This is a genomic window from Bacillus massilinigeriensis (genome assembly GCF_900117315.1).
GTDB classification, from domain to species: Bacteria; Bacillota; Bacilli; order Bacillales; family Cytobacillaceae; genus Bacillus_BE; species Bacillus_BE massilionigeriensis.
In genome coordinates, this window is sequence record NZ_LT630337.1 from 2,878,836 (window position 1) to 2,905,715 (window position 26,880).

The 26,880-nt window shown below is 36.5% G+C and carries 29 protein-coding genes and 1 riboswitch; of the genes, 7 read left to right on the plus strand and 22 right to left on the minus strand.

Going from position 1 to position 26,880, the window contains the following annotated elements:
* Positions 1-30 precede the first annotated feature (30 nt).
* The gene (locus BQ6100_RS14355; RefSeq protein ID WP_235816531.1) at positions 31-420 is read left to right on the plus strand and encodes an SA1362 family protein; all 390 of its coding nucleotides are present in this window, start codon (positions 31-33) and stop codon (positions 418-420) included.
* 72 nt (positions 421-492) lie between these two features.
* Here BQ6100_RS14355 and BQ6100_RS14360 read toward each other — a convergent pair whose 3' ends face one another.
* The 3 genes from BQ6100_RS14360 to BQ6100_RS14370 form a co-directional block, all read right to left on the minus strand.
* Positions 493-1,377: a patatin-like phospholipase family protein gene (locus BQ6100_RS14360; RefSeq protein WP_075982277.1), complete on the minus strand. Its 885-nt coding sequence runs from the start codon at positions 1,375-1,377 to the stop codon at positions 493-495.
* A gap of 165 nt (positions 1,378-1,542) precedes the next feature.
* Positions 1,543-4,101: a vitamin B12-dependent ribonucleotide reductase gene (locus BQ6100_RS14365; protein WP_075982278.1), complete on the minus strand. Its 2,559-nt coding sequence runs from the start codon at positions 4,099-4,101 to the stop codon at positions 1,543-1,545.
* Between the two features lie 400 nt (positions 4,102-4,501).
* Complete coding sequence (locus BQ6100_RS14370; RefSeq protein WP_075982279.1) at positions 4,502-5,338, minus strand: lipoate--protein ligase family protein; 837 nt, start codon at positions 5,336-5,338, stop codon at positions 4,502-4,504.
* Positions 5,339-5,507: 169 nt separating this feature from the next.
* On the opposite strand from BQ6100_RS14370, the gene BQ6100_RS14375 reads away from it, so the two are divergent.
* Positions 5,508-5,891 (plus strand): rhodanese-like domain-containing protein, encoded by a 384-nt coding sequence (locus BQ6100_RS14375; protein ID WP_075982280.1) that lies wholly within the window; start codon positions 5,508-5,510, stop codon positions 5,889-5,891.
* A 46-nt stretch (positions 5,892-5,937) separates the two neighbouring features.
* On the opposite strand, the gene gcvPB is transcribed toward BQ6100_RS14375, so the two are convergent.
* The 3 genes from gcvPB to gcvT are packed head-to-tail and all read right to left on the minus strand — an operon-like array spanning position 5,938 to position 9,853.
* Positions 5,938-7,395, minus strand: coding sequence for an aminomethyl-transferring glycine dehydrogenase subunit GcvPB (gene gcvPB, locus BQ6100_RS14380; RefSeq protein WP_075982281.1), 1,458 nt, complete (start codon positions 7,393-7,395; stop codon positions 5,938-5,940).
* The gene (gcvPA, locus tag BQ6100_RS14385) at positions 7,388-8,734 is read right to left on the minus strand and encodes an aminomethyl-transferring glycine dehydrogenase subunit GcvPA (protein WP_075982282.1); all 1,347 of its coding nucleotides are present in this window, start codon (positions 8,732-8,734) and stop codon (positions 7,388-7,390) included. Before gcvPA ends, gcvPB begins: the two co-directional genes overlap by 8 nt.
* Positions 8,735-8,749: 15 nt before the next feature.
* Complete coding sequence (gcvT, locus tag BQ6100_RS14390) at positions 8,750-9,853, minus strand: glycine cleavage system aminomethyltransferase GcvT (protein ID WP_075982283.1); 1,104 nt, start codon at positions 9,851-9,853, stop codon at positions 8,750-8,752.
* Between the two features lie 166 nt (positions 9,854-10,019).
* Positions 10,020-10,112, minus strand: a riboswitch (glycine riboswitch).
* Between the two features lie 222 nt (positions 10,113-10,334).
* Here gcvT and BQ6100_RS14395 point away from each other — a divergent pair.
* Together BQ6100_RS14395 and BQ6100_RS14400 are read left to right on the plus strand one after the other, a co-directional pair.
* Positions 10,335-12,032, plus strand: a complete 1,698-nt coding sequence (locus BQ6100_RS14395; protein WP_075982284.1) for a DEAD/DEAH box helicase — start codon at positions 10,335-10,337, stop codon at positions 12,030-12,032.
* The gene (locus tag BQ6100_RS14400) at positions 12,001-12,798 is read left to right on the plus strand and encodes a YqhG family protein (RefSeq protein WP_075982285.1); all 798 of its coding nucleotides are present in this window, start codon (positions 12,001-12,003) and stop codon (positions 12,796-12,798) included. The genes BQ6100_RS14395 and BQ6100_RS14400 overlap by 32 nt, the downstream gene beginning before the upstream one ends.
* A gap of 75 nt (positions 12,799-12,873) precedes the next feature.
* Here BQ6100_RS14400 and BQ6100_RS14405 read toward each other — a convergent pair whose 3' ends face one another.
* The 9 genes from BQ6100_RS14405 to comGA are packed head-to-tail and all read right to left on the minus strand — an operon-like array spanning position 12,874 to position 17,592.
* Entirely contained in the window at positions 12,874-13,053 is a 180-nt protein-coding gene (locus BQ6100_RS14405; protein WP_075982286.1) for a YqzE family protein, read from the minus strand.
* A 40-nt stretch (positions 13,054-13,093) separates the two neighbouring features.
* Positions 13,094-13,594, minus strand: a complete 501-nt coding sequence (locus tag BQ6100_RS14410; RefSeq protein WP_075982287.1) for a shikimate kinase — start codon at positions 13,592-13,594, stop codon at positions 13,094-13,096.
* Between the two features lie 9 nt (positions 13,595-13,603).
* The gene (comGG, locus tag BQ6100_RS14415; protein WP_159433160.1) at positions 13,604-13,987 is read right to left on the minus strand and encodes a competence type IV pilus minor pilin ComGG; all 384 of its coding nucleotides are present in this window, start codon (positions 13,985-13,987) and stop codon (positions 13,604-13,606) included.
* Positions 13,980-14,453 (minus strand): competence type IV pilus minor pilin ComGF, encoded by a 474-nt coding sequence (gene comGF / locus BQ6100_RS14420; RefSeq protein WP_141770155.1) that lies wholly within the window; start codon positions 14,451-14,453, stop codon positions 13,980-13,982. Before comGF ends, comGG begins: the two co-directional genes overlap by 8 nt.
* Positions 14,410-14,694, minus strand: a complete 285-nt coding sequence (locus BQ6100_RS21480) for a hypothetical protein (RefSeq protein WP_173719794.1) — start codon at positions 14,692-14,694, stop codon at positions 14,410-14,412. Before BQ6100_RS21480 ends, comGF begins: the two co-directional genes overlap by 44 nt.
* Positions 14,695-14,725: 31 nt before the next feature.
* Positions 14,726-15,166 (minus strand): competence type IV pilus minor pilin ComGD, encoded by a 441-nt coding sequence (comGD, locus tag BQ6100_RS14430; RefSeq protein ID WP_084780410.1) that lies wholly within the window; start codon positions 15,164-15,166, stop codon positions 14,726-14,728.
* Positions 15,167-15,178: 12 nt separating this feature from the next.
* The gene (gene comGC, locus BQ6100_RS14435) at positions 15,179-15,493 is read right to left on the minus strand and encodes a competence type IV pilus major pilin ComGC (RefSeq protein ID WP_097677923.1); all 315 of its coding nucleotides are present in this window, start codon (positions 15,491-15,493) and stop codon (positions 15,179-15,181) included.
* 13 nt (positions 15,494-15,506) lie between these two features.
* Positions 15,507-16,580: a competence type IV pilus assembly protein ComGB gene (gene comGB, locus BQ6100_RS14440; protein ID WP_235816532.1), complete on the minus strand. Its 1,074-nt coding sequence runs from the start codon at positions 16,578-16,580 to the stop codon at positions 15,507-15,509.
* Entirely contained in the window at positions 16,522-17,592 is a 1,071-nt protein-coding gene (comGA, locus tag BQ6100_RS14445; protein WP_075982291.1) for a competence type IV pilus ATPase ComGA, read from the minus strand. The genes comGB and comGA overlap by 59 nt, the downstream gene beginning before the upstream one ends.
* 260 nt (positions 17,593-17,852) lie before the next feature.
* Between comGA and BQ6100_RS14450 the strand changes: the two genes are divergently transcribed.
* A complete protein-coding gene (locus BQ6100_RS14450; protein ID WP_075982292.1) occupies positions 17,853-18,551 on the plus strand; it encodes a helix-turn-helix transcriptional regulator in 699 nt (232 codons plus the stop codon).
* Positions 18,552-18,631: 80 nt separating this feature from the next.
* The gene (locus BQ6100_RS14455) at positions 18,632-18,877 is read left to right on the plus strand and encodes a DUF2626 domain-containing protein (protein WP_075982293.1); all 246 of its coding nucleotides are present in this window, start codon (positions 18,632-18,634) and stop codon (positions 18,875-18,877) included.
* 56 nt (positions 18,878-18,933) lie between these two features.
* Here the strand turns inward: BQ6100_RS14455 and BQ6100_RS14460 are convergent, their stop codons facing one another.
* Positions 18,934-20,007 carry a class I SAM-dependent methyltransferase gene (locus BQ6100_RS14460; protein WP_075982294.1) on the minus strand — a complete coding sequence of 358 codons (1,074 nt, stop codon included), beginning with the start codon at positions 20,005-20,007 and terminating at the stop codon, positions 18,934-18,936.
* Between the two features lie 146 nt (positions 20,008-20,153).
* Positions 20,154-20,789, minus strand: a complete 636-nt coding sequence (locus tag BQ6100_RS14465; protein ID WP_075982295.1) for an MBL fold metallo-hydrolase — start codon at positions 20,787-20,789, stop codon at positions 20,154-20,156.
* Between the two features lie 306 nt (positions 20,790-21,095).
* On the opposite strand from BQ6100_RS14465, the gene BQ6100_RS14470 reads away from it, so the two are divergent.
* Positions 21,096-21,269 carry a DUF2759 domain-containing protein gene (locus BQ6100_RS14470; protein ID WP_075982296.1) on the plus strand — a complete coding sequence of 58 codons (174 nt, stop codon included), beginning with the start codon at positions 21,096-21,098 and terminating at the stop codon, positions 21,267-21,269.
* Between the two features lie 102 nt (positions 21,270-21,371).
* On the opposite strand, the gene BQ6100_RS14475 is transcribed toward BQ6100_RS14470, so the two are convergent.
* The 5 genes from BQ6100_RS14475 to BQ6100_RS14495 form a co-directional block, all read right to left on the minus strand.
* Positions 21,372-22,505, minus strand: coding sequence for a YqgU-like beta propeller domain-containing protein (locus BQ6100_RS14475; protein ID WP_084780412.1), 1,134 nt, complete (start codon positions 22,503-22,505; stop codon positions 21,372-21,374).
* A gap of 119 nt (positions 22,506-22,624) precedes the next feature.
* The gene (locus BQ6100_RS14480) at positions 22,625-23,812 is read right to left on the minus strand and encodes a M14 family metallopeptidase (RefSeq protein ID WP_075982297.1); all 1,188 of its coding nucleotides are present in this window, start codon (positions 23,810-23,812) and stop codon (positions 22,625-22,627) included.
* A 178-nt stretch (positions 23,813-23,990) separates the two neighbouring features.
* A complete protein-coding gene (locus tag BQ6100_RS14485) occupies positions 23,991-24,971 on the minus strand; it encodes an ROK family glucokinase (RefSeq protein WP_075982298.1) in 981 nt (326 codons plus the stop codon).
* A gap of 34 nt (positions 24,972-25,005) precedes the next feature.
* The gene (locus BQ6100_RS14490; RefSeq protein ID WP_075982299.1) at positions 25,006-25,218 is read right to left on the minus strand and encodes a YqgQ family protein; all 213 of its coding nucleotides are present in this window, start codon (positions 25,216-25,218) and stop codon (positions 25,006-25,008) included.
* Positions 25,219-25,411: 193 nt separating this feature from the next.
* Entirely contained in the window at positions 25,412-26,872 is a 1,461-nt protein-coding gene (locus tag BQ6100_RS14495; protein ID WP_075982300.1) for a spore germination protein, read from the minus strand.
* Positions 26,873-26,880 lie beyond the last annotated feature (8 nt).

Genomic DNA, 26,880 nt, shown 5'->3' on the forward strand with positions numbered 1-26,880 from the left:
ACGTTTTATGCTTATCATGCTCTTAGGGAGGTGGCTTTCTTGAAATATCGAACTTCTACCATTATCGTAACAACTCTTATTACCCTTGCCGCTATTGGGATTATTGGTAACCTAATTGAGGATCCATTACAAGTTCTAATAAATATTGTCGCTTTTTTAATCATTGGGTTCGTTGTTTATTTGATAGTTCGTCGCCTACTAATGAATAGAGCTGTTCCCAAAAATAGAGAGCAACAAGCGTTTCGTAAGGCTGCAAAAAAATCACAGAAAAGATTTAACCGCAAGGAACCTAGTAAAAAAATGTATACAAATAGCTCATTATCTACTAAAAAACCTAAAAAGGTGAAAAGTAAATCAGCTTCTCATTTAACTGTTATTGAAGGAAAAAAAGGAAAGAAAAAAAACCGGGCTTCATTTTAAAGCTCGGTTTTTTGTTAGCCACTATGAACAAATTTCACGTCAACTCCTATCTCCCATTATTTGATCCCATGATTAATAGCTCCATTTATTAAAAAATATCTTTGCACTTTCCCTCCCTAAATTCATTAATTCCCTCTTATTTTCTTCTGTTAATCCAAATTCTGTTGCGCGCACTCCTTTGGTTGGAATAAAGATAATATTTCTTTCATGCTTTCTGGAGATATATCTTGCATCATGAGCATCCTTCATCGTGATAAAAAGAGCTTCAAACAGCTTAATTGCGTTTGATATATCGTTTTGTTGTTTTTCACCAATTATTGGGCTTAGCCTTATTCCGAGAACAGGTCTCTCTTTTTTTACATTTTCTTTATCAAAAAGCCACATTGGAAAGTTACTTAATACTCCTCCATCCACAATGATACTCGTACCATTAGGTGAAAAAAGCTTGACCGGCTCAAAGAAATACGGAAGACTGCAGCTCATTCGAATAGCTTTTGCCACAGAAAAAGTATGAGGATTGATTCCTAATTTCTCCAAATCATCAGGCAAAACAATCAGGCGTCCGTTTGTTAAATCAGAGGCAATGACACGTAAGGCTTTTGGAGGCAAATCTGAAAAATGATGGACACCCTTAGCAGCTAGTTTTTCTGCTAACCAACTTTCCAATTCATTCCCCTTATATAGACCTAATCTCCAGTATAGATTAATCCACTTTAAGACAGAAAAATGGAGGAGTGGATATCTTTTATCGAGGAATCTTTTTAAATCCAGCTCATTCATCATTTTATAGATTTCCTGACTTGAATATTTTGCGGCGATGAGAGCAGCAATGATGGCTCCTGCACTAGTACCTGCTACACGCTGAAACTGAAATCCTCTTTTTTCTATCTCTTCATAAGCTCCTATTAGTGCAAACCCTTTTATGCCTCCTCCAGAAAAAACACCGTCTATATTCATATGAGCACTCCTTAAAAGACATTTGATACATACTAAGCGCAACATATGAAAAATAGTACGATAGACAAGTCATTAATTTTTATGTGTGTAGTTTTTTTGTATGAATGTATTTCATTTTTGACGAAAAAAGAGACAGAAAATGAATTCTGTCCCTATCAAAGTAAATTATAATCCACATTTTAGTTGAGCATTACAGTTATCACATGTGTTACATCCGCCGATTTCCTTCACTTTCCCCTTTCGGCATATCGGACAGGTATTTCCTACTTCCGAACCAATGGTTACGTCTGTGGAACGAAGATCGCTGATCGTATCCACCAATACCACATGTTGTTTTTGCTTCTCTACATGATGAGGATGTTCATCGATTTTGTTTTCTTCTGCTTTAAGGGTTAGAACCTGGCTATCACGAGAACCATCTACATAGACTGTACCACCTTTAGCACCACCGCGATATAGTCGTTCATACACCTTTTCCACCTGTTCTACGCTGTAACCCTTCGGTGCGTTAACTGTTTTACTAATTGAACTGTCAATCCAACGCTGAATCACACATTGAACATCAGCGTGTGCTTCTGGTTCTAATTCCATAGCCGTAATAAACCAATGTGGAAGATTATTTTCATCTGCCTCTGGATTTTGATCTAGATATTCTTGAACAATGTCTGCTTTTACCTCAATAAACTTCCCTAAACGGCCACTTCTGAAATAAGAGAAGGAGAAATATGGCTCAAGGCCCGTACTTACACCAACCATTGTTCCAGTGCTACCAGTAGGAGCAACTGTGAGTAGGTGAGAGTTTCTTATACCATTTTCTAAAATCGATTGCCTAATATCTTCTGGCATTTTCTTCATGTATCCGGTTGAGATAAAGGCTTCACGTAGTCGATTCGTTTCTGTTTCTGTTTCACCAGTTAAGAATGGAAAGCTTCCTTTTTCTTTAGCTAATTTGATGGATTCGCGATAGGCTGTTGTAGCGATCGTTTCAAATACCTTGTCGACTAAACGATTTCCTTCTTCAGAGCCATACTCTGTTTCACAATAAATAAGAAGATCATGCAGTCCCATCACACCGAGGCCAACACGTCGCTCCCCAAGTGCTTGTCTTTTATTTTCATCTAGGAAGTATGGAGTTGCTTCAATCACGTTATCTTGCATTCTTACTCCTACTTCAACGGTACGTGCTAATTTTTCAAAATCAACGGTTTTTGTTTCTTTATTAGCCATTTCGGCAAGGTTAACAGCAGCCAAGTTACAAACGGAATATGGTGCAAGGGGCTGTTCTCCACAAGGGTTTGTTGCCACAACGCTTTGACCATAGGCCTTTGCATTTGTCATGTCATTGGCATTGTCAATAAAGAAAATACCTGGTTCAGCCGAATAGGTTGCACATATATTAATTAAATTCCATAGTTCTTTTGCTTTGATTCTTCGATATACACGAACTTTATGACCCATTTTCTCCCATTCGCGTACATCTCCGTATTTATGCCATTCTTCATTGTATATTTTCATTTCCTCAGCATCATAGCCTTCAACATCTGGGAAACGGAGCTCATATTCCTCATCGTTTTCAACGGCATCCATAAATTCCTTTGTTAAACAGATAGAAATATTCGCACCTGTCAGAAATTCTGGGTTGTGGACGGTATAGTTTCCGCCTTCCTCCAGCTTTTCCTCTGCCTCGGCTATGATGGCCTCTGTAAAACCACCGTAACCTGGAATCTGTTTAAAATTGGTTATTCCTTTATACATTGTGATTTCTTGTTCAGTAAGTGGTGTGAATTTCAACTTTTCTTTTGCATATTTTCTTATCGTGTAATCGGTTGTATTATCTAACAAAAATCGTAAAATTCTTGGATTTTGCATTTTTGAAATGATGAATTCAACTATATCAGGATGCCAATCGGCAAGCATAATCATTTGTGCTCCACGTCTTGAGCCACCTTGTTCTACTAAATGTGTCAGCTTAGCGATATCATCCAGCCAGGAAACAGATCCTGATGATTTTCCATTTACACCTTTTGCAAGGGTATTACGTGGTCGTAATGTAGAACCATTCGTTCCCACTCCGCCTCCACGGCTCATTATTTCCATGACTTGCTTACGATGCTCAGAGATTCCTTCACGTGAATCCTGAACAAAAGGCATGACATAGCAGTTAAAGTAAGTAACATCTGTATTGGCACCTGCTCCATAAAGTACACGTCCGGCAGGAATAAAATTTAAGTTTACTAATTCTTCATAGAACTTTTCAAACCATTCATTTCTCTTTTCTTCTGTCTTTTCCACAGATGCGAGTCCTGTCGCGTTTCGCTTAGCTATTTGTTCGTAATATATTTCCAAAGGTTTTTCAATTACATCAAGAGAGCGTTTAATAATCCCAGACTTCACTTCTTCTGGGTGTTCTAGAGATCCTCGATACTCTTCCTCAACCAGAACATTTGCGATTTTTTTCTCCCAATCGATGCTTAGGATGTATCCTAAACCTCTAGCAGGGAATTTTGGATCCTCTTTAATTGTCAGAACTACGAAGTCCCCTTCTGATAAAGTGATTTTTTCCGTATCCTTAAAGGTATAACGGTCAAGCATAACTAATCTAGAAACTCCTTTGTGAGTTAAGGTCATATCAGGTGTAATTGGGTGAACTTGGGGAAATAAGCGGATATCCTCATTCAAACGCTCTACATCGATATTCATTTTTCGTCCTAACGCAACAGACATTTGGTTACACTCCTTTTAATTCAAAACTAGTAACATTTGTGCAAAAACTATTAATTCTCTAGTTGTCAAAATGATATAACCTAAAGTTACCATACCAAATATCCGAAATCAATATATAGTATTGTAAATATTACTTAAACCACTACATATTGTGTTTGATTCAAAAAAATTTTATTTTGTCAAACTTCATTTTTCCTAAAAAGGATAGAATAATAGAGTTTTTTGTGGTTTTTCGCCAAAAAACAATAAAATTTAACAAATTTCGAAGCTTGCAATTTCCCATCCCTAGGAAAAAAGTCTATAAGATAAAAATTTTTAAAAAGAAGCTCTTTTAAACTAGCTCATGTTGATTTCCGTTCCATGAGCTTTAACCAAAAAATAAAAAGCAGCAATTGCCGCTTTATCTTTTAAAGTTCCAATCTTCATTTTCATATTTTTCTTTTGCTAATTTATGGACGTATATGTTTTGTTCCTTCGTTAAGACATACGGCTCCAGCTCCAGATTTAGCCCCTCTTCAAATCCTTTTTTGAAAGCAATTTTCGCCTCTCCTATTTCAATTCTTCTTGAACTTAAATCATTAATAGCAATGGCCTTATCTTTAAATCCCTTTTGCATTCTCTCTCTTACTTGCTCATTTGGATAGTTAAATAAACTAAAAAGCTTTTCCTCATCCAAATCTAATAAAATTGATCCATGCTGGAGAATAACACCCTTTTGTCTTGTTTGTGCACTCCCTGCCACCTTTCTTCCCTCCACAACTAACTCATACCAGCTTGGGGCGTCAAAGCAAACAGCAGATTTGGGACTCTTTAAAGCATCCTTTTCCTGATCTGTTTTTGGAACAGCAAAATAAGCATCCAAGCCTAAATTTTGAAATCCTCTTAAAATCCCTTCCGATATAACCTTGTAGGCCTCTGTGACGGTTTTAGGCATGTTCGGATGCTCTTCCGTTACAATGACACTGTACGTGAGCTCATGATCATGAAGAACCCCTCTGCCCCCGGTTGGTCGCCGGACAAAACCGAGATTATTTTGTTTTACAGCTTCTAAATTTATTTCTTTTTCAACCTTTTGAAAATATCCAATAGATAAAGTTGGAGGATCCCAACCGTAAAATCGAATAATGGGAGGTATTTCACCATGACTATGCCAGTCTAGAAGCGCTTCATCGAGAGCCATATTGTAAAAGGGAGAGCAGTTACCCGAATCGATAAACAACCATTTTTCTTTTTCCAAAATAAAAACCTCTCTAATAAATTGATAAATTAGTGCTCTATAGTCTATCAAAATTCATAAAAAAAACAAAGTAAGAAGAACTTGGTATATATTTTTTTTATTTCCTTTGCTCATATGAAAAAAGGCTTATATAATAGAAAAGTGTAGTTTGTTTGAAAGGAGATCTATCATGGGAACACTTAAAATCCTTCTAATCGTAGTTATTGCAATTATTGCCTACTTAACTGCGAACTGGTTGTCTCAAAAGAAAATGGTTAAAAAACTTACAGAGGAACAATTTAAAGAAGGCTACCGAAAGGCACAATTGATTGACGTCCGTGAACCTAATGAATTCGATGCAGGTCATATTTTAGGGGCTAGAAACATTCCTTTATCCCAGATGAAAATGCGACTAAAGGAAATACGTCCTGATCTGCCTGTTTATTTATATTGTCAAAACGGAGTTAGAAGTGGTCGTGCAGCTCAGTTTCTTTATCGTAGAGGTTATAAAAACCTTTCTCACCTTAAAGGTGGATTTAAAGGCTGGACTGGAAAGGTTAAATCCAAAAAATAATCTGCTCATAAAAAGGCCTTGCAAGTTGCAAGGCCTTTTTTTGCTATTATTTTTGATAACGTAAAACTGGTTTTCTTGCTGCTGTTGTTTCATCCAATCTTCCAATAACAGTTGTATGAGGGGCTTCTTGAACAATTTCCGGATTTTCTTCTACTTCCTTCGCAATTTGAATCATCGCCTCAATAAAAGCATCGAGCGTCTCTTTTGACTCTGTCTCAGTTGGCTCAATCATCATACATTCTTCGACATTGAGCGGGAAGTAAATAGTAGGTGGATGATAACCAAAATCTAAAAGTCGTTTTGCAATATCAAGTGTTCGAACACCCAATTTTTTTTGTCGTTTTCCACTTAATACAAATTCATGCTTGCAATGCTTATCAAATGGTAGGTCATAATAATCTGCCAATCTTCTCATCATGTAATTTGCATTTAAGACTGCATTTTCAGTAACAGCCTTTAAACCGTCTGGACCCATGGAACGAATATAGGTGTATGCCCTCACATTGATTCCAAAGTTTCCATAATAAGGCTTAACTCGTCCAATGGATTGTGGTCGATCATAATCAAGAGCAAATCCCTCACCCTTTTTCACAATAACGGGCTTTGGAAGGAAAGGAATCATTTCCATTTTCACCCCAACCGGTCCTGACCCTGGACCGCCGCCACCATGTGGACCAGTAAATGTTTTATGAAGGTTTAAATGAACCACGTCAAATCCCATGTCTCCTGGTCTTGCCTTAGACAATACAGCATTTAGGTTAGCTCCATCATAATATAGCTTTCCACCTGCAGCATGCACGATTTCTGCGACTTCTAAAATATTTTCTTCAAATAGTCCCAAGGTATTTGGATTTGTAAGCATTAATGCGGCAGTATCTTCTCCAACAACCTTTTGTAAATCTTCTAAATCTACTAGCCCATCCTCATTTGATTTAACCGTTACCGTCTCAAAGCCAGCAACAGTTGCCGATGCAGGATTGGTTCCATGCGCTGAGTCTGGAACAATTACCTTGGTTCGTTTCATATCACCGTTTGCTTCATGAAATGCACGGATAAGCATTAGCCCCGTCCATTCACCATGCGCTCCTGCGGCTGGTTGTAGGGTAACTTCATCCATACCGGTAATTTCTATAAGATGCTCCTTTAGGTCGTACAATAATTCAAGAGCCCCTTGTACAGAAGATTCATCCTGCAGTGGATGAAGATGAGCAAAACCATTCAGTCGCGCCATATTTTCATTAATCTTTGGATTATATTTCATGGTACATGATCCAAGAGGATAGAAACCTGAATCAACACCATGGTTCCGTCTTGATAAAGCGGTGTAATGGCGCATGATATCAAGCTCAGATACTTCTGGTAATTCTGCTTCTTCACTCCGTCTGTACTCACTTGGTAACAGCTCATCAAGACCTACTTCTGGAACATCCATTTCTGGAAGACTAAAGCCAATTCGACCTGGTTTACTAAGTTCAAAAATAAGTGGCTGATCTTTTTTATGCATGGATATCCCCCATTTCTTTCACAAAAGTATCAATCTCTTCTCTTGTTCTTAATTCTGTTACACAAATGAGCATATGATTGGACAAATTCTCATCATCCTGTCCAAGATCGTACCCGCCAATAATTCCTTTATCTAATAAAACTTTATTAACTTCCTTAACTGGACGGCTTAACTTTACAACAAATTCATTGAAGCACGGTCCTTCAAAGGCCATTTCAAATCCTGCATTCTTAAATGCTTTCCTTGCGTAATTCGCTTTTTGAATATTGCTAGTGGCCATAGCCTTTACACCTTGTTTTCCAAGAGCAGTCATCGCAACGGAAGCAGCTAGTGCATTTAAGGCTTGATTCGAACAAATATTTGATGTCGCTTTATCACGACGTATATGCTGTTCACGTGCTTGAAGTGTTAAAACAAAACCGCGCTGTCCTTCCTCATCTGTCGTTTGGCCAACCAGTCGCCCTGGAACCTTTCTCATGAGCTTCTGGGTAACGGCAAAATATCCACAATGTGGTCCACCGAAGGCAGTTGGGATTCCGAATGGTTGAGCATCACCAACAACAATGTCTGCACCAAGCTTTCCAGGAGGCGTTAATACACCTAAAGATAGTGGATTGCTTGAAACAACAAACAACGCTTTGTGGGCATGAATGATTTCTTCTAGGTCCTTCAATGGTTCAATTCTTCCATAGAAATTTGGATATTGCACCATGACTGCTGCTATTTCATCGTTTATTAATTCCTTTAATGCCTCAACATCGGTTACACCATTTACATGTGGAATTTCTTGAATCTCAATTCTTTGTCCCTTTGCATAGGTTTTTACCACATCTTTTGCTTCCGGATGGACTAAGCTTGAAATAAGTATTTTTTTCCGTTTCGTTTGACCTGTGCTGAGCATCCCTGCTTCTGCTAAAGCCGTTCCTCCATCGTACATGGAAGAGTTTGCAACATCCATTCCTGTTAACTCACAAATCATGGTTTGAAATTCAAAAATGGCTTGGAGCTCCCCTTGTGAAATTTCCGGCTGATATGGAGTATAGGCTGTATAAAACTCTGAACGAGATAGAACATGGTCGACAATGACAGGGATATAATGGTCATAAACTCCAGCCCCTAAAAAGGAACTATTTGATATTAAGTCTGCATTTTTCTCAGCAAGCGCAGTTAACTCTTTCATAAGAGCCGATTCAGATTTTGCTGGCTTTATTTTATACTCTCCCTTAAATCGAACCTTTTCAGGAATATCACTAAAAAGGTCATTTATTTCAGAAACACCAATTGTTTTTAGCATTTCTTTCTGATCCGCTTCAGTAACTGGTAAAAAGCGATGTTTCATTAGGTTTTCTCCTCTCTATTTCTTTTTTTTATAAAAAGGCGTAGCTACTACCTTTGCTTTAAGGCGTTTTCCGCGTATTTCAACACTAATTTCTTGTCCAACTTCTGCATTCGCAAGATTTATTAGTGCTAGGCCGATATTTTTCTTTAATGTGGGTGATTGAGTCCCTGTGGTTACTTCGCCAATACATTCATTTCCGAAATATACTGGATATCCATGTCTTGGTATACCTCTGTCGATCATTTCAATTCCAACAAGCTTTCGCTTTAGCCCCGTTTCTTTTTGCTTAATTAGAGCTTCTTTTCCAATGAAGTCCTCCTCTTTATTTAGCTTTACAGCAAAACCGATTCCTGCTTCAAGGGGTGAAATATCTGCACTTAATTCTTGACCATAAAGGGCTAAGGCCGCTTCAAATCGAAGAGTATCTCTTGCACCTAAACCACATGGGATTACGCCGTCATCACTACCTACTTCTAAAATCCTTCTCCAGAGAGTAACGGCTGCTTCCTTATCACAATATATTTCAAACCCATCTTCACCGGTGTAGCCAGTTCTTGAAATTAATGATTTTATTCCTTCTACATCAACTTCCTGTTGGAATTTAAAAACTCCAATTTTGCTTACATCGATATTTTTTACAAGCTTTTGTAAAATTTGTTCTGCTAAAGGTCCTTGTAATGCAAGCTGTGCCATTTTTTCAGAGAGGTTTAAGAGGGTTACATCCTCTTTGACATGGGACTCAAGCCATTTATAATCCTTTTCGATATTTGCGGCATTAACGACTAATAGATAATGGTCATTTCCGATTTTGTAAACGAGGAGATCATCCACCGTTCCGCCATTTTCATAGCACATGGCCGTATATTGAGCTCCACCGTTCTGTAATTTTGATATATCATTTGTCATCATTTTTTGCAGGTAGATTAGACTATCGGGGCCTTTAACTTCAATTTCACCCATGTGGGATACATCGAAAAGTCCAGCTTTAGTTCTTACCGCCATATGTTCTTCTTTAATACTAGAGAATTGTACTGGGAGCTCCCATCCCCCAAAATCAATTGTTTTCCCACCGTATTCTTTATAAACAGCAAATACTGGTGTTCTTTTAAGCTCTGCCATCAGCAAGATTCCCCTTCCGTTTTTCCTGTTTTTTACCAGAAGACATAAAAAAAGACAGAAAACCCCCTCAAATTTATTGAGAAGATCTCTGTCCTGTCACCTGAAAGTTTACCTTACGGCTTTCCCCTTTGGTGGTTTCTTTTATAAGAAACACTCTCCAGAGTTGCGTCAAATAAGTGTTCTTTTGCCTGAGAGATTCACAAATCACTTTGCTTGCTCCTTCGGCGCTACATAGCGTAGTCTCTCCCCTTATTATCATCCGCGTCTATAAAATTTTCCAAACTGGTCATACTATTAATTACTAATTAAAAAAATTAATAAATCTGACAAATTTATACCTTCATCCTACCATCTAGAACTTAATTGGGCAATAAAATTTATATCGATATACGATAACATTTCGAAATTATTTGAAATATGAATAATAACCCTTACTACAATTGCTCTTACTTCTTGTGTACGAAAAGGAGCTGTATATTAAATGACCGTAGAAATAATTTTTGACTCCTCCTGGCAGGATGGATTGTTGAAAAGGATTGATGATGATGGACCGTGGGGGAACTGGGAATTATTTAAATTAGCGATTGAAGTGGAAAAGCATACAATCATTGAGGAGTTTGAAGGCCTACAAGCACCTCTTCACCTCTCCCATTTAACCCCTCTTCCACATCAACTTGAGGTCGCGAAGCAGGTGGTTGAAAACATGAACGGAAAGGCGATTTTAGCTGATGAGGTGGGACTTGGGAAAACAATAGAGGCAGGGTTAATTTTGAAGGAATATATGATACGTGGACTCGTAAAAAAGGTTCTCATTTTAGTCCCTGCATCCCTTGTCACTCAGTGGGCATATGAACTGAATACAAAGTTCTATATTCCAGCTATTACTCAAAGAAAAAGCTATGTTTGGGAACAATGTGATGTCGTTGTTTCTTCGATTGATACTGCAAAGCGTAACCCACATAGAGATATTATTTATCAGCAGAATTATGACTTAATTATCATCGATGAAGCTCATAAACTTAAAAATAATAAAACGAAAAACTATGAATTTGTTCAGAACTTAAAAAAGAAGTTTTGCCTGTTATTAACCGCAACACCGATTCAAAATCGAATAGAGGAAATTTTTAATTTAGTTTCCCTCCTGAAACCAGGTCATTTAGGTAATGAATCCGTTTTTTATGAAAAATATAAAAAAGATTCACGCTCCATACATGACGATGAGCATTTGAAGGAACTTGTAAATAAGGTGATGATTCGAAATCGTCGCAGTGACACAGGAATCGAATGGACGAAAAGACAAGTACAAACTATTCCAATCGAATTCTCAAAGGAAGAAAGGGATTTGTATGATTCTATTATGGAGCTTCGAGATGAGGAGAGCTGGATTACTTCAAGTCAATTCTCTGTAATGACTTTACAGCGTGAAGCATGTAGCAGTAGGGAGGCCGTCTTTTATACCCTAAAAAACATGCTGACGCGAACGGAGGAACCATCCGAACGCTTTGAAAAACAAATTCATTACTTAATTTCTAAAGTAGAAGCTGTTCAGACAAATTCAAAAGCTGAAAAAGCATTGGAATTAATAAAACAAATTAATGATAAAGCAATTATATTTACTGAATATCGTGCGACCCAGCTGTATTTGCAATGGTTTCTTAAGCAACATGGGATTAGTTCTGTACCGTTTAGAGGTGGATTTAAAAGGGGAAAAAAGGATTGGATGCGTGAGCTATTCAAAAATCATGCCCAGGTTTTGATTGCTACTGAGGCAGGTGGTGAAGGAATAAACCTACAATTTTGTAACCATATCATAAATTTTGACTTGCCATGGAATCCGATGAGATTAGAGCAGAGAATTGGCCGTATTCACCGACTTGGTCAGGAAAAGGACGTGTTTATTTATAACTTTGCAACAAAGGATACCGTGGAAGAGCATATACTTAAGCTTTTGTATGAAAAAATCCATTTATTTGAAAAGGTTGTCGGAGAACTAGATGATATATTAACAAAGCTAGAATTTGGTAATATCGATGACCATTTAAATGATATTTTTGGAAACTCAACAACAGAAGGAGAAATGAGAATTAAGATGGAAAACTTATCTTCCATCCTATCATTTGCTCAACAAATGAAAGAAGGAGATGTCAATGCAGCAGCAGGAAATTCATCAATTTCTTGAGCGTTACTTTCATGCAAATGGGTGCGAAATATTCGAAAACGGGGAGGGTCATATGTGCGTCCAGCTTACGATCGAGTTAGATAAAGAATTGATGAATCGCCCCTTTTACTGGCATTACCTTGAGAAAACCGGTGGCATACCTAATCCCATGAAGCTTAACCTTATTACCAATCAAGAAAGAGCACCAGAAAATTTTAAAGGAGAGCTCGTTCACTTTGGTTCCCCTAGGCTTCATCAAATATTTCAGTCAACGAAGAATCTTGCTGGCTACATTCGCCTTTATGAGAATCACAAAACAACACCAAATAACCATATTCCATTGAAACCATGGCTAGGAATGAATGTAAAAATCTCCTATCAATGTGATAGGAAACGGGATATTTTTAAATCGATTGGATTGCAACTAATCAACGGACAATTAACAGAAGATTTTCATGAAAAATTATTAAAATTAAACCTTACACCCAAAATACCTGACTATTCCTTTACCTTATCACCACTGATTATGCCGAAAAGCGGTTTGAACCGCATAGAAAGGTACATCACTAATGCATTGGAGAATGAGAAACATAGCTGGGCTGATGAGGCCCGTGAAAGGTGGAAAAAAGACTTAAATTTGCTTGAGCATTTTTATGAGGATGTGGAAGAGGAAGTGGAGAGCTATAATACAGAAAAACAAGCTTTAAAGGAGCAATATGAACCTAAAATTGTCATTTCCATTGTAAATGGGGGAATATTTTATTTGACAGAGGGTGCAATAATATAATGGAAAATCATTCGCCGTTTCACCAATCTAACACCGTATAAAAAAAGAAAGTGGGTAGTTTTCGCATGATTCTACTCACTTCCTTCTCTTAATCGCTTCAATAATGACAAAAGGTATTATCCCGAACCATTTCATCAAAAAGGTTTCTTTTGCAGCCTTTCGCTCAACCCGTGCTTTTTTTCTAGTTTCCTTCGGCTGATCCATATATTGAACGAATGTTTGGGTAATGTATTTAACATAATCATTTGTTTTCATATAGACACCTGCTTTCTTTATTAGCAAGTATGTCCATTTTTCATAAATTCAATCGCTTTTCGATTTCCTGTATAATTTCCTCAACGGATTTAGAGGTGGTTTGAATAGTCATATCTGCAGCTGCTAAATATTGAGCTTTTCTATTTTCAAAAAGCTCCATAGCATTTTGCTTTTTTTCCCCCTTTAATAATGGCCTAGTTTCATCCTTTTCTAGCCTTTTAAGTATCTCATCAATGGTTGCCTCTAGGAGAATAACTACCCCATTTTCCTTCATGATTTCGATATTTTCCTCTTTTAATATAATTCCGCCACCTGTCATAATAATACAATCCGATATGGGTAGTGATGAGAGCATTTCAGTTTCTAGCTTTCTAAATCCTGCTTCACCGATTTGTTCAAATATTTGATTGATGCTCTTATTTTCCTTTTTTACAATTTCATCGTCTGTATCATACACAGCTAGTTTCCATCGTTCCCCTAAGGCCTTACCAACGGTTGACTTCCCTGATCCCATAAAACCGATTAAATAGAGTGGTTTCATATCTATCCCCTACTTGTTATTTTCATACCATTTTATCATTTTTTTTTGATTTTTGTCATAATAGGCAAATCCGGATACTTGGTTTCTTTCTCCGATTGTCAAATGAATAGTAATTTGCCCAACATCCTTCGATAAATCTATTACGGAATAATCTACTCTGCCATGTAAATATGTTAAGACTCCAGAATGTTCCTTCCATCCATCATTATTGAAGATTTCTTCAATATCGTTTATTGCTAGCTTGAAATAGTATTCTTTTTCAAAGTTATGCTCTGTTTCTATTAATAATCTTTTTTCTGATAAGTATAATTCGGTTTGAATAGTTATAAAGGAGGAAAAAAGAAGAACGAGGATAAAGGTTAAGGGGTAAAAGAACCCTTTCTCATTAAACATCATGATGAGGCTCCAATTCGATTAGACTATAGATGGTTGATGAATAACTTTTTTGGCCCATATCTTCAACATTTATTGTCATTCCATTTCTTACTTGCTCAAATTCAACCATCCTCACTCTTTGTAGCATAATTTCATGCCCTTCGTTATCAACCTTTCTTCTAATATTCGTCCCATATTTTTCAAAGATAATTTCATGTCCATCATTAATTAATACTAATTGATTTTTTCCTCCACTTATAAAATCGCAGCTTTGAATTTCCATTTTCAGCTGGCTGATAAACACCTCCCATTCCATTCTTTGTATTCTTTCATCAATAGGATTCGGGTTTAATATGGTTCGGAAGATTATTGGAAGAAAAGAGACGATTATACAAAAAATCGTAAAGGAAAAAATGATTTCTATCATGGTAAAGCCTTTGTTATTCCATCCCCCTACATTTTTTAACACTTTGATGAAAACCATCTTTATAATAAATGCACACCTCCTTCATTTGAGTATGGTCACTTTCCTTCCAAATAATTTCATACTTAACTCGATTCCGAGTGACCTCTGTCTCCTTTTGATGCATTGTGGGGGTATTCCCTAAAATGACTTCATATAAAATATGTGTTGCATTTAGCTCCCTCTCAACGCTCAAAGATTGTTTAGTTAATTGCAAATAAATGGGGAGTAACCCTCCTGCTATTAACAGGATGGCTGACATTGAAAATAGCAATTCAACAAGAAAATACCCTCTATTCTTTCACAACATAAAAACGCCCCTTTCCTATATGAATGATAAGTCGATAGGTCTCCTTTCCAATCTGAATGTATATGCTCCCAAACTTACTTACATTTCCATTTGGATTTACCCTAAAAAATAGACTTAATGTTCCTTCCCTAATGATAATATTTTCTTCAAATTGACGTTTAATCTGAAAAGTTCCATCCTGATTTTTTATATAATAGGTGAATTCTGAGGGGAGAAAACTGAAGAAGAGCATTTGTTGATTAGCAATCGCATATTGCTGTGCATAATAGAAATCTGATTTAAACTGAGAAAAAAATAGGCTTCGTTCAAGGAGATTATTTTGAGGCTTCATCATGATGATGGTTATTGTTATCATAATCATAAAGACACTTAATACAAAAAGGGTTTCAATTAATGTAAAGCCAGAATCAGACCTTTTATTCACCTTTTATTCACCTTAACTACCCGTACTCATAGTAACTTCACCTTCAGAGCTAATTGTTAATGCTTTCCCGTTCGGACAGCTTGTCTCCCCTTTTTTCAAGTATCCATTTGTCTCTAATTCTGCCAAATCTGCAGGTAGCTTCCCTTTATCCATTTCATACGCCTGCACTTGCCCTTGAACCATCTTCACAAACGCCTTACAGCCCTTATCATTTATATTCGAGTTGTGCTTTGTAATATTAGGGACGGTAATAATAAGTAACACAGAAATCACTAATAACACTATCATCATTTCAATAAGAGTAAATCCTTTTTCATTCTTAAACATAAGATTCTCCTTTCTAAAATCCATCTAGTAGATGAAACATAGGCAATAATATGGCTAAATACATAGATATTACTAGCAGTCCAATGATTGAGAATAACAGAGGCTGTGCCTTCTTCAGAAGCTTTTCGGTTTTTTCTTCAAAACGCTGCAAACAATGAAGTCCAAAAAAATGTAATTCCTGATCAAGCTTCCCATTTTCGAGACCATGCTTTACAATTCCTGAAAGCTCTCTTTCAAAAAAAGGAAACTGTAATAGGATATCCTCGAATTTTTGGCCTGCAGTTAAAAGCTGTTTGATTTCAAGTCCAATTTCATGCTCAAACCTTTGCTCCTCCTCTTCAAAAACAGTTAATGCCTCATTGATAGATAAACCTCCGGATAATAAATAACTAAGCTGAACGGAAAAGTAGTGGGTATATAATAATTTAAAAAAGGAGCCAATAATCGGAACGGAGGAAATCATATATTTTTGCTTTAGCATTGTGAAATGTTTAAATTTAAGGAAGTAAAAGAGGAGTAAGGAAAAAAGACTGACCACAAGGAGGAATAACAGAAGTGGAAATAGATCACCAAATACATAAACAATTTTCGTAAAAAAATTCTCTTTTAGCTTCATAGATTGAAAAAGGACAGAAAACCTTGGGAGCAGTGATTTTTCTACAAAAATAAATAAGAAAAAGGTGATAAGTATAAGGAAGATAGGGTACATTAAAATGTTCTTTAGCTTTTTCATATCTCTTACCCTTTTGAGCATCATCTCGCTTCCATCTTGAAAGGCTTTTGCTAAATTCCCATGTTGTTCAGAGAAATACACAAAACCAATTAAAGTTGAGTGGAAGTTCATATCCATTAATATCTTGTAAAAAGGAAAACCCTCTTTTAAATCTAACAAACAATTTTTGATATCCTTCTTCTTCATATCAGGCATTTGAAAAGTAATTGATTCGATAGCCTCTGAAAGTGGATAGCCCCTTGATAGAAGCTCCCCTGTTCTCTTTAGAAAATGGGCCTGCTCCTCAATCGACCATTTATTCCTTTTCTTCTTCAAATACCCAGCGATGGTACTCAGATTCCTTAATAAAGCCAAGAGCAACCCCCTTTCTAATTACCCCCTTTAATGTTTGATAGTGAAAATTACTTTTTTCACCACTTGCCTCCTTCAATGCACATGCAAGAGCTCTGCCTGAAAGTAATTCGAAAACACTAGCTCTTTTTAATGGACCATACATATCACAAAAGGGTGAACAATTCTCTCCACAATAAGAACATGTTAATTCAACTAACCTCTGCGCAGTTACTGCCACAAGTGTTTGTTCAATTTCAAGTCTATTGACACCAAATTCTAATAAGCGATAAATCGCTCCTTTCGCATCTCGAGTATGCATCGTACTTAACACTAAATGTCCAGTTAATGCCGCACGTACAGCAATTCTTGCTGTCTCACTATCACGAATCTCTCCAACCATGATGATATCCGGATCATGCCTTAAGATGGCTTTTAGTCCAGTGGAATAAGTCACCCCTGCCTTTTCGTTTACCTGAACCTGTAAAACAGAATCGTAATTTCTTTCAATTGGATCTTCTAATGTTATGACATTTCTATTAAACATATGGGAGGTTTCATTTAGGAGAGAATACAAGGTTGTGGTCTTCCCGCTTCCTGTTGGGCCTGTAAATATAACCAATCCATGTGCGTGTTTTAATAGAGCTAACAGTTTTTTTGTCATACTTGGGAAAAGGGAGAGTCGTGTGTAAGGAATTTGTTCTTGCTGTGGAAGGATTCGGATGACTAGGCTTTCGTGATTATTCGAAGGGAGAGTGGATAGACGTGCACCAACATATTGACCATCAATTCGTAAAGAAAAAGCACCGCTTTGGGGACGCCTTTTTTCACCAATATCCATTTGTGCCTTGAACTTGAAATGGGAAATCAATCGATCACATTCGTTTAGGGGCAAAATAAAACGAGGTATGAGTTTGTTTGCGATCCTTAGTTGGATTAAAGTATCCTTTTGACGCGGAATAATGTGAATGTCTGATGCACGATTTCTGACAGCTTCTTTCAACATTCTATCTGCCAATGTTTCAATAGATGCCAAGTTCGTTAAACACCACCTTTTCATTAAATTAATTATTTATTTCGACGTAATACCTCCTTTTCCTTCTAATTCCATTATTTTTTTTATAAAAAAGTGGAGTAAACTAACACCATTAGAAATGTCAAATAATGTTCAAATAAGTTAGTTCATGATTTATTCAATTAAATGTGAACATTTTCTAAACTTATAGTGTTTACAGTGTTAACCTATTTTTGCTGTATTATAATGGATTTAATTAAAATTGTCCTGAGGTGAATCAATTGGAACAAACGTTAAGAATAACTAATGTGCTATCAGATCCAACAAGATACTATATCTACCAATACATTACAAAAAGACATCAAGATGTTACTGTTCAGGAAATTGCTGATAGTTTTAATATCCATCCAAACGTAGCCCGTCTTCATCTTTCAAAGCTTGAAGATGTAAATATGCTCAAATCTGAAACAAAGAAAACTGGCAAGGGTGGACGTCCAAGTAGACTATACCGTCTTTCTGATGATGTTATTCAATTGAATTTTCCTTTTAGGGATTATCAATTGCTATCTAAAATTGCGATTGAAACTATGGTCTCTCTTGGAGAGGCTGGAAAAGCTGCTTTATATAAAACTGGAAAGAAATTTGGTATGGAGGTAGTTGACCAAGAGATTAGCCGACTTCACCAAGGTACTGACTTATCATTTGAACAAAAAATGAACATTCTGAAGCATGCTTCAACAGTAGCTGGCTTCTATCCAGAATTTGAAATTAATGAAGAAGAATCAAAAATATATTTTCAAATATTTAACTGTCCGTTTAAGGAAATTGCTGAAGAACATACCACAACTGTATGTAACATGCACATTGAATTCTTAAAAGGGATGTTTGCAGCTCTTTTTGAATCATTTGAACTTGTGGAAAAACAAAATATGTTTACTGGCTGTGATTCCTGCGCCTACCACGCAATCGTCACAAAGTAGTAATAAACTTATATTTACTTTTCAGAGTTTTCATTTATAATATTGTATGATGGATTTGTAGGGGAAAAGGAGGGATACATATGGATCGTATGTACAGAGTAATTGGATTCTGGACGGGAATTTTCGCAGTTATGTTCTTTTTAGGCGGAATGTATACAACGTCCTTAATTTTCTTTGGTCAAACAGGATTTTTCTTGCTTTTAAGCTATTTAAAGCTTTCCGAACGTACGTATATTTATGTTTTTGGTGCTTATTTAACAGTTTTCTTTATTGGCTTTACATATTGGTCAACCTTTATGATGATTCCTGGTGTAACGGCCGAATAACCTTTTGCCAACCAAAAAAGCGATGGAAAACCATCGCTTTTTTTATATGTACAACTCTAAAAACGTCCATCTAAGCCCTTAGATTGAATAATCACATGAAAATATGAACTCATCCCATTAGGCATTATTAAACTTCTAATTGCTCTATTTCTTCTACTAACTTCTGAAAAAGGGTTTGGATCAGAATGTTCTAGTAACTGTTCCAATAAACCAATGGAAAGAAAAAATTCATCCTGCCTCACTTTCTTATGTAGCCTTAACCCATGTTCCTCTCCTATTTGGATGAAGGAATCAAAATGTACATGACTGGTGATATCGATTTCCCCTGGATTTTTAAGAACATCGTTGACTTGACCATGCTGATAGTACCCTCTTAAGCTCCCATCTTGATGACTTGGTTCCATCCATTCTTCATTCGTGTATCCATAATCTACTGTAAGAATCAATCCTCTTTCAATCACATCTGCTATTTTCTTAACAAATTCCACCATAGAGAGTGGAATTTCGATTCGTTGATTAAGCTGGAGAACTAATCCACTATCCTCCAAAAACGATTGAATGGAATCATCTTCTAATGGAACGAATCCCTCAACAAAACGATCTCCATTAAAAGAAACCATGACCTCCATTATTTGATTATTCCTTTTCTCAATGACATGGACAGGAAGAGCATCAAATAATTCATTAGAGAAGATTAGACCATGAAATGGCTTTAGTTCTTCTAAAGAGGAAATTTGTCTAATATTTTCATCAAACTGGATGGTTTCAAGCTGCAATTTCCTGTGATAAGGACTTTCCTCAAGGATATAATATTGGAGTTTTTCTGTACTTAATTCCTTCCATCCCTCAATAAAAGCATTAGCAAATCTTCCATTGCCACCTCCAATCTCGCAAACCGTTGCCGGAATTCCCTTTTCATCAACAAGCTTAGAAAACCAACGTGCTACAATTTTCCCATATATATCTGAAACATTGCTTGTAGTGATAAAATCTCCAAATCTTCCGACCTTCTCCCTTTCTTTCATATAGTAGCCCAATGTAGGATGATATAAGGCTTCTTGAATAAACGCTGCATAAGAAATCATCTTTGATGGACTTTCCAGGATTTTATTTTTTAGGTAATTTTTCATTTTTTTCCCTTCTTTTTACTTTACACTATTGACATAGTGTTTTCTGTGTTATATCTTTAAAGTAGTAGCTTAACTAGATTCCCTCCCATTATTATGAATAGAACTTCCCCCAGAAAAGCCCTTCTTTATAAGAAGGGCTTTTCTATTTAAAATCCATTAAGAAAAGGATTCCTATCCATTTCATTTCTAATAGTTGTTTCTGGTCCATGACCTGGAAGAACGATTGTCTCCTCTGATAAAGTCAATAATTTCTCATGGATACTGTTCATTAGCTGAGAATGGTCACCCCCCGGTAAGTCTGTTCGGCCTATACTTCCTTGAAATAGCGCATCTCCAGATATTACCAAATCAACTTCAGGAAAATGGAAGGAAACACTTCCTGGTGAGTGTCCTGGTGTTTCATAAATATGGAAGGTAAAGTCCCCAACGGTCACCTGCTTTTCACCCTTTAAAAGATCATTTGCAGGCTTCACACATGTTAAATGATTTGGCATAAAAAATTGTGATCCATTTAATACTGGATTTCCCAACCAGTCCGATTCATTTTCATGAAGATAGACAGGGATTTGATACATCTCACGGATTTCATCAACTGCCCCAATATGATCAAAATGGGCATGTGTTAAAAGAATTGCTGCAGGTACTAAACCATTATGGTTAAGTACCTCAATTACTTTACTCCCTTCTTCACCCGGGTCAAAGATAAGGCATGTATTGTTGTCATTTTTTATAATATAACAGTTCGTTTGTAATGGTCCTAGGGGCATTTTTATGTACTCCATCTGGCACCTCCATAAGAAATTGTTAGTACTATTTTACACTATAGTGCACCAGAAATTAATATCCTTAAGCAGTAGAGAAAACAACCATCTCCATGAATAATTATAGAAATTATTCCACATTGGAGAAGAAATTTCCTAAATTGCGTGTCACTTGACATAGAAGTGTCACTTTTTGAACTCGACAAACAAATAAAAAAATAATAAAATAGATTCGAATGTACATATTAGTAATTAACATTGGTGGTGCCGAAATTATTTTCATATAGGCCATACGCTATTAATCAAAACAAAAAGGGGGCATTCATAATGGGACTTGTTATTATTTTCTTTTTAGTAGCTCTACTCGGATTATTTGGTACTTTTAGCGCGTTGAAAAACAAGAATGTACTAGGAATTATTTTTGGAGCTGGAACAGCAGCTGTATTTGGCTGGTTTGCTATTATGACTTTAGTGAACTCCGGATTCCCGGCAGTACACTAATAAAAAAATTAATTAGCTTAAAAGGACTGCCACATTGGGCAGTCTTTTTTATGCCAATTTCCTTCCACTTTTCCCTTAATTATCTCTTTCATCTAAAAATCTTTAGAAACTACCTTCCACTAATTGAATCACTTCTTTCGTTTCTAAGTTGATAAGCTTCTCCAAATAGTTCCCATATAAACAAAACTTGCCACTTGGTGAGCAGCTTAAAGGCTCATTCTGCATGTCTTCTATTAAAAGTTCTTGGTTATCATCCATTAATGAATAAGAAACAAGCTGAAAGCCTTCTCTATACGAGTCAATATCTCCACTTTTTACAGGCTGAAAGGTAACAAATCTTCGATGTTTTTCAATCAAATCAGAGTAGGGGACAAGCCAGTCCGAATACCTTGATATTTGTGGAATCCTGATGGTTTTTAAGTTCTTATTATCATTCGTATAAAACGAATATAATGCATATTTTTTATCATCATTATCTACTGTAATTGTGGCATAAATTTTGTGAAAGGCATGAACCTGGAATACATTAGGTGATAGCTTCGAAACTTCACCATTCTCTATATTTGTTTTCATAAGAGGAGCCAGTAATGATGGAGTATCATTATTCCATGCAAGATAAATAAGCTCCTTCTCATTTACCCAATAGGCAAAGGGCTCAGCTATATTTATTTGTTTCATAGATTTTTCTGCAATATGTAATAAAAAAGTCTGATAGCTCCAATCTTCATTAAAGGCTGATAATAGGATTGCATTATCATCATAAGAGTTCCATTCTATTCCTAATTCAGTTGATTCTACTTCTCGAGATAAACCGATTTTCCCCTCCTGATCGATTATTGTTACAACCCCTAAATAGGTGGAGGGGGAGGAATGGATAAGGATCCAATTTTTAGAAGGGCTAATTTTAACCGTTACAATAGGATGATCTGATTGGAATAATCGCTGGCTTTGGCCTTTAATCAGGTCATATTTATACACATTGCTTCCCTGAGCTGCCTCGGTTGAATATACAATCGTATGATCATCTAACCAACCATATACGGAGAAAAAATCACCTTCCTCTATAAGAATAGGGGCGATTATTTTCTCAATCGGTTCCTCTACCTTTTCCGGCTGTTCTTTTACCACTTTTTGAGGTTCTTTATTCTGCTTACAACCGCTTATTAATAATAGTGTAGAAATGACGATTAAAGAAAAAAAGACAAGCGAACGAGGTATATTGTTCATTGTTTTCACTTTCAATTCCACACCTACTTAGTTATATACTTAATTGAATTACGTTCCAATCATACAAATGTTTCATGCATAAGAAAAAAACTTATATAAATTTTTATATTATCGCCTATAGCATACCATCACATATAGAGAGATGCTAAGAAAAGACCCTCTACTTTTTTATATATTTCGTTAAACTGAGACAACGGTAAAGGATTGATACCTTTTCCTAATTCAATGGTAAAACCTGACCTCTTAAAAGTTTGAATAAACCAATCCTTAAATCCTGCATGGCTATCTACATTTTGCACAGACTTATATCCACTCATCCTTTCAAATTCTGCAGCAAGTGACAAAGATTCAGGGGGCTCATTCCCTTCATATCCCCAATAAAACTCCTCTCCTTGTGTATGGAAAGCAATTACTCTAGAGAAGTGATTTTCATTTGCTAATTTTGCCATTGCTATCGCTTCAGGTTCCGATAAGGCCATTTCTCCAGGATAATCTCTAAAGGCAGGAGATTTTGGGATCTTTCTTTCTTTTTCAATTTCCCAGTTTGCAGGGAATTGGTTATTTAAATCGACTCCTCTAATATTTGCCTTCCAACCGGAAAAATCTTGACTTCCCCCGTTCATTTGAATTAAATCCTCCCGATTTTCTTCGGGAGAACCGTTGATGACTAAGTTAACACCATCTGGATTTACCATCGGAACAATGGATATTTGTACTAAATCATAAAATGGAGCCATATGGATTCGTTTCATTGCTTGGAGATTGGTGATCGATAGGAGGAATGAATTTAATAATGACATAATAACAGATGTAGTAATCCATTCATTAGCATGAAAGGAAGCATTCATATGAACTTTCTTTTCGCCCCTCCCAATCCTAATTTCTTTTATGGAATTTCCTAAAACACTCTTTCCTATTTCCTTAACTTTAATAAAAGGATATAGTTCTAAAATCTTTTCTATATCCTGACTCAAAGCATCATAATTATATTTTCTCTTTCCATTGATAACTGGTTGACATACCCTCTTAGGCAAAAAAATGGTTGACCCAATCGAGATATTATTAAAATCACATCCTTGATTTACAAGGATTATTGCATCATTCGATAAATTCCTTTTAGCAGCAAGCTTGTTAAGTTCATCATTCTCTCTTATTGTATATTTCTCAATCTCAAAACCAGGTATGTGAATAATTTCTCCACGTTTAACATTTTGTACATCAATATGACGGTTAGAGTCTATCAATAGGTTTAACGGAATCCAATAAAGCTGACTATAATAGTTGAACGAATCTCCCTCTCTGAAATGAACCTTCATTTTATTCCCCCTAATTTCCTTATCATATAATACATATTAAAAATGTGGGAATATTTGCTTGGCCCCCAATTGAAGTTAAATAAAAAAGATCCAAAATACCCTTCATGAAAAAATCGCTAGTAGAGCAATTTCATTCAGGATACTTTTGGACCTCTTCATACAAATCATTTACAATTTGCTACTGTTGTTGTATGTGATCTTTTATTAACCACGCTGCACCAATTACTCCTGCATCATTTCCGAGTGTGGCTAAAGTAATGGTGGTATAATCCTTAATCGGTGGAAAAACGTACTTTTTAAAATAATGCTGTACCGGTTTTAAGAGCACATCACCTGCTCTTGAAACCCCTCCACCAAGCACAATCTTTTCAGGGTTTACGGTAGATGCAATATTAGCGAGCGCTAATCCTAAATAATGAGAAATTTGATCTACTACCGATAACGCCTTCTCATCACCATTGTTTGCACAATCAAATACATCCTTTGCCGTAATTACACCATTGGATTGGAATATATCATATAATGAACCCGAAATGATTCTTTTTGACTTTAGCTCTTCTGTAGCAATTCTAACAATTCCAGTTGCAGATGCGACTGTTTCTAAGCAACCAGTCTTGCCGCAACCACAAAGGGCCCCTCCTTCTGGCACAGAAACTAGATGACCAATTTCACCCCCAGCACCTCTAGAGCCCTGAAGAATCTTACCATTTGCAACGATTCCTCCTCCAACTCCAGTACCTAATGTTACGAAAAGAACATTTTGAGAGCCGCTTCCAGCCCCCTTCCACATTTCTCCTGCTGCAGCACAATTTGCATCATTTTCAATAGCAACCGGTAAGCCTGTCACCTCTTGCAGAAGGTCTTTGAGAGGATAATTCTCATGCCACGATAGATTTACAGTTTTATAAATAATTCCCTTCTCATAATCAACAGGCCCTGGAGCTCCCATACCTATACCTAGAACGTTCTCCTTTGTATCGTTTAGTTCAGCTAGTTTTTCCTCGATAGCTTTGTCAATATTTGTTGTAATGTTTTTACCTTCATCAGTATTGTCCGTTGGGATTTCCCATTTATGTATAATATCCCCGTTTTGATTAAGAAAAGCTAATTTTGTTGTTGTTCCTCCTAGGTCTACGCCTATCAGCCATTTTTCACTCATCGGTATCACCTTTTCTCTGATGTTTAAGAGTCATTTAGATCTTTTTCTTTTCTTTTTCTAATAAAAATTGTCTTTCATGTCTAATTAATAAAATGGCAGTCTGATATTCAATGGGTTCAATGAATTTCGCTTGATAGAGCTCCTTTATTTCAGCCTCCATCAAGTCTAAATCCCCTATACGATCGCCAACATAAATAATTGTACCAAATCTTTTTAATAACTGTTGAATATCATAAATGCTTTTCATCACGAACCTCGATTTATTTTATTGGCTAAGGTAAACTTTGATATCCATTTTTTTCATACAACAGAAAGTTTCTCAATAGCCTTTTATTAAAAGACCTTTAACAACTAAAAGTATAATCTAAATTATTGCTCTCCTCAAGCTGTTACATTGAAAAAACAGACTGCCGTAAACAGTCTGTGAAGATTTTTTCCTATTAACGATCAGGGTCCTTTGGACGAAGAATATTTGGTCTTCTATTTTTCAACGGAATTGGTGACCTTAATACGACATCCCTTAGCGCCCTTAGGTTGAAGGGAATGAATGGCCAGAAGTATGGAACTCCAAAGGATTTCATACTCACTAACCAGATTATTAAACCTAATGTACCCAAAACAAAACCATAAGTGTGGAACATGGCTGTTATTATCAGTAAAATGATTCTCATAATTCGATTGGCCAAGCTTAATTCATAGCTTGGTGTTGCAAAGGTTCCGATTGTAGCAATAGCTAAATATAGGATGACTTCATTAATAAATAATCCAACCTCAACGGCCACTTGCCCAATCATTAGCGCTGCTACCAGTCCTAATGCCGTCGCTAAAGAAGATGGCGTATGGATCGCTGCCATTCTTAACATATCAATACCAACCTCAATCAATAAAAACTGTAAAATAAGCGGCAGTTGCCCATCCTTATTAGGACCGATATAATCAAAGGCTTCAGGAAGTAAATTTGTATCTATAGCAAATAAATACCATAATGGAAGCAAAAAGATGGATGCCCAAACGGCTAGGAAGCGTACAAATCTTAAATATGCTCCAACGATCGGTTTATTCCGATACTCTTCAGCATGTTGTAAATGATGCCAAAAGGTTGTAGGAGTAATCATGACACTAGGGGACCCATCAACGATGATACAAACATGACCCTCGTAAAGGTGAGTGGCTGCAGTATCAGGTCGCTCCGTGTACCTAACCATAGGGAAAGGGTTCCAATGCCTTCCAGAAATAAATTCCTCAATTGTTTTCTCTGCCATCGGCAATCCATCTGTGTCAATTTTTGAAATGGCGTCCTTCACCCGATTGACGATATCAGGATTGGCAATATCCGCAATATAACAAACGACAATATCTGTTTTGGAACGGCGACCTACCTGCATGTATTCCATTCTTAAGGTTCGATCCCTTACCCTTCGACGAGTTAATGCTGTATTAAAGACAATCGTTTCAACATAACCATCCCGAGAGCCTCGAACAACTCTTTCAATATCTGGCTCTTCAGAACTGCGAACAGGATAGGTTCGGGCATCGATAAGAATGACCTTGTCTATCCCATCAACCACTAAAGCGGTCGGTCCCGCCAAGACCATATCCACCACTTTTTCTAAATCATCCACAGCTTCGATCTCGACGTATGGAATATACGTTTTCATCAACTTTGTGAATATATCTGAATCAACTTCCTCTTTTTTTACCCTTGCCAAAAATTTCATTAGCAAATGCAGTAAGTCATCTTTGACAAGTCCATCAATAAGAAACATCGACATCTTTGTTTCAACATATTCTACTTCTAAGTGGATGACATCAAAATTCTTTCCTATTCCTAGCTCGTCTTTTAAATAAGATACATTTTCATCAATATTTTTTGAAACAGCTTTTCTCGTATTTTCCTCCATAATCCACC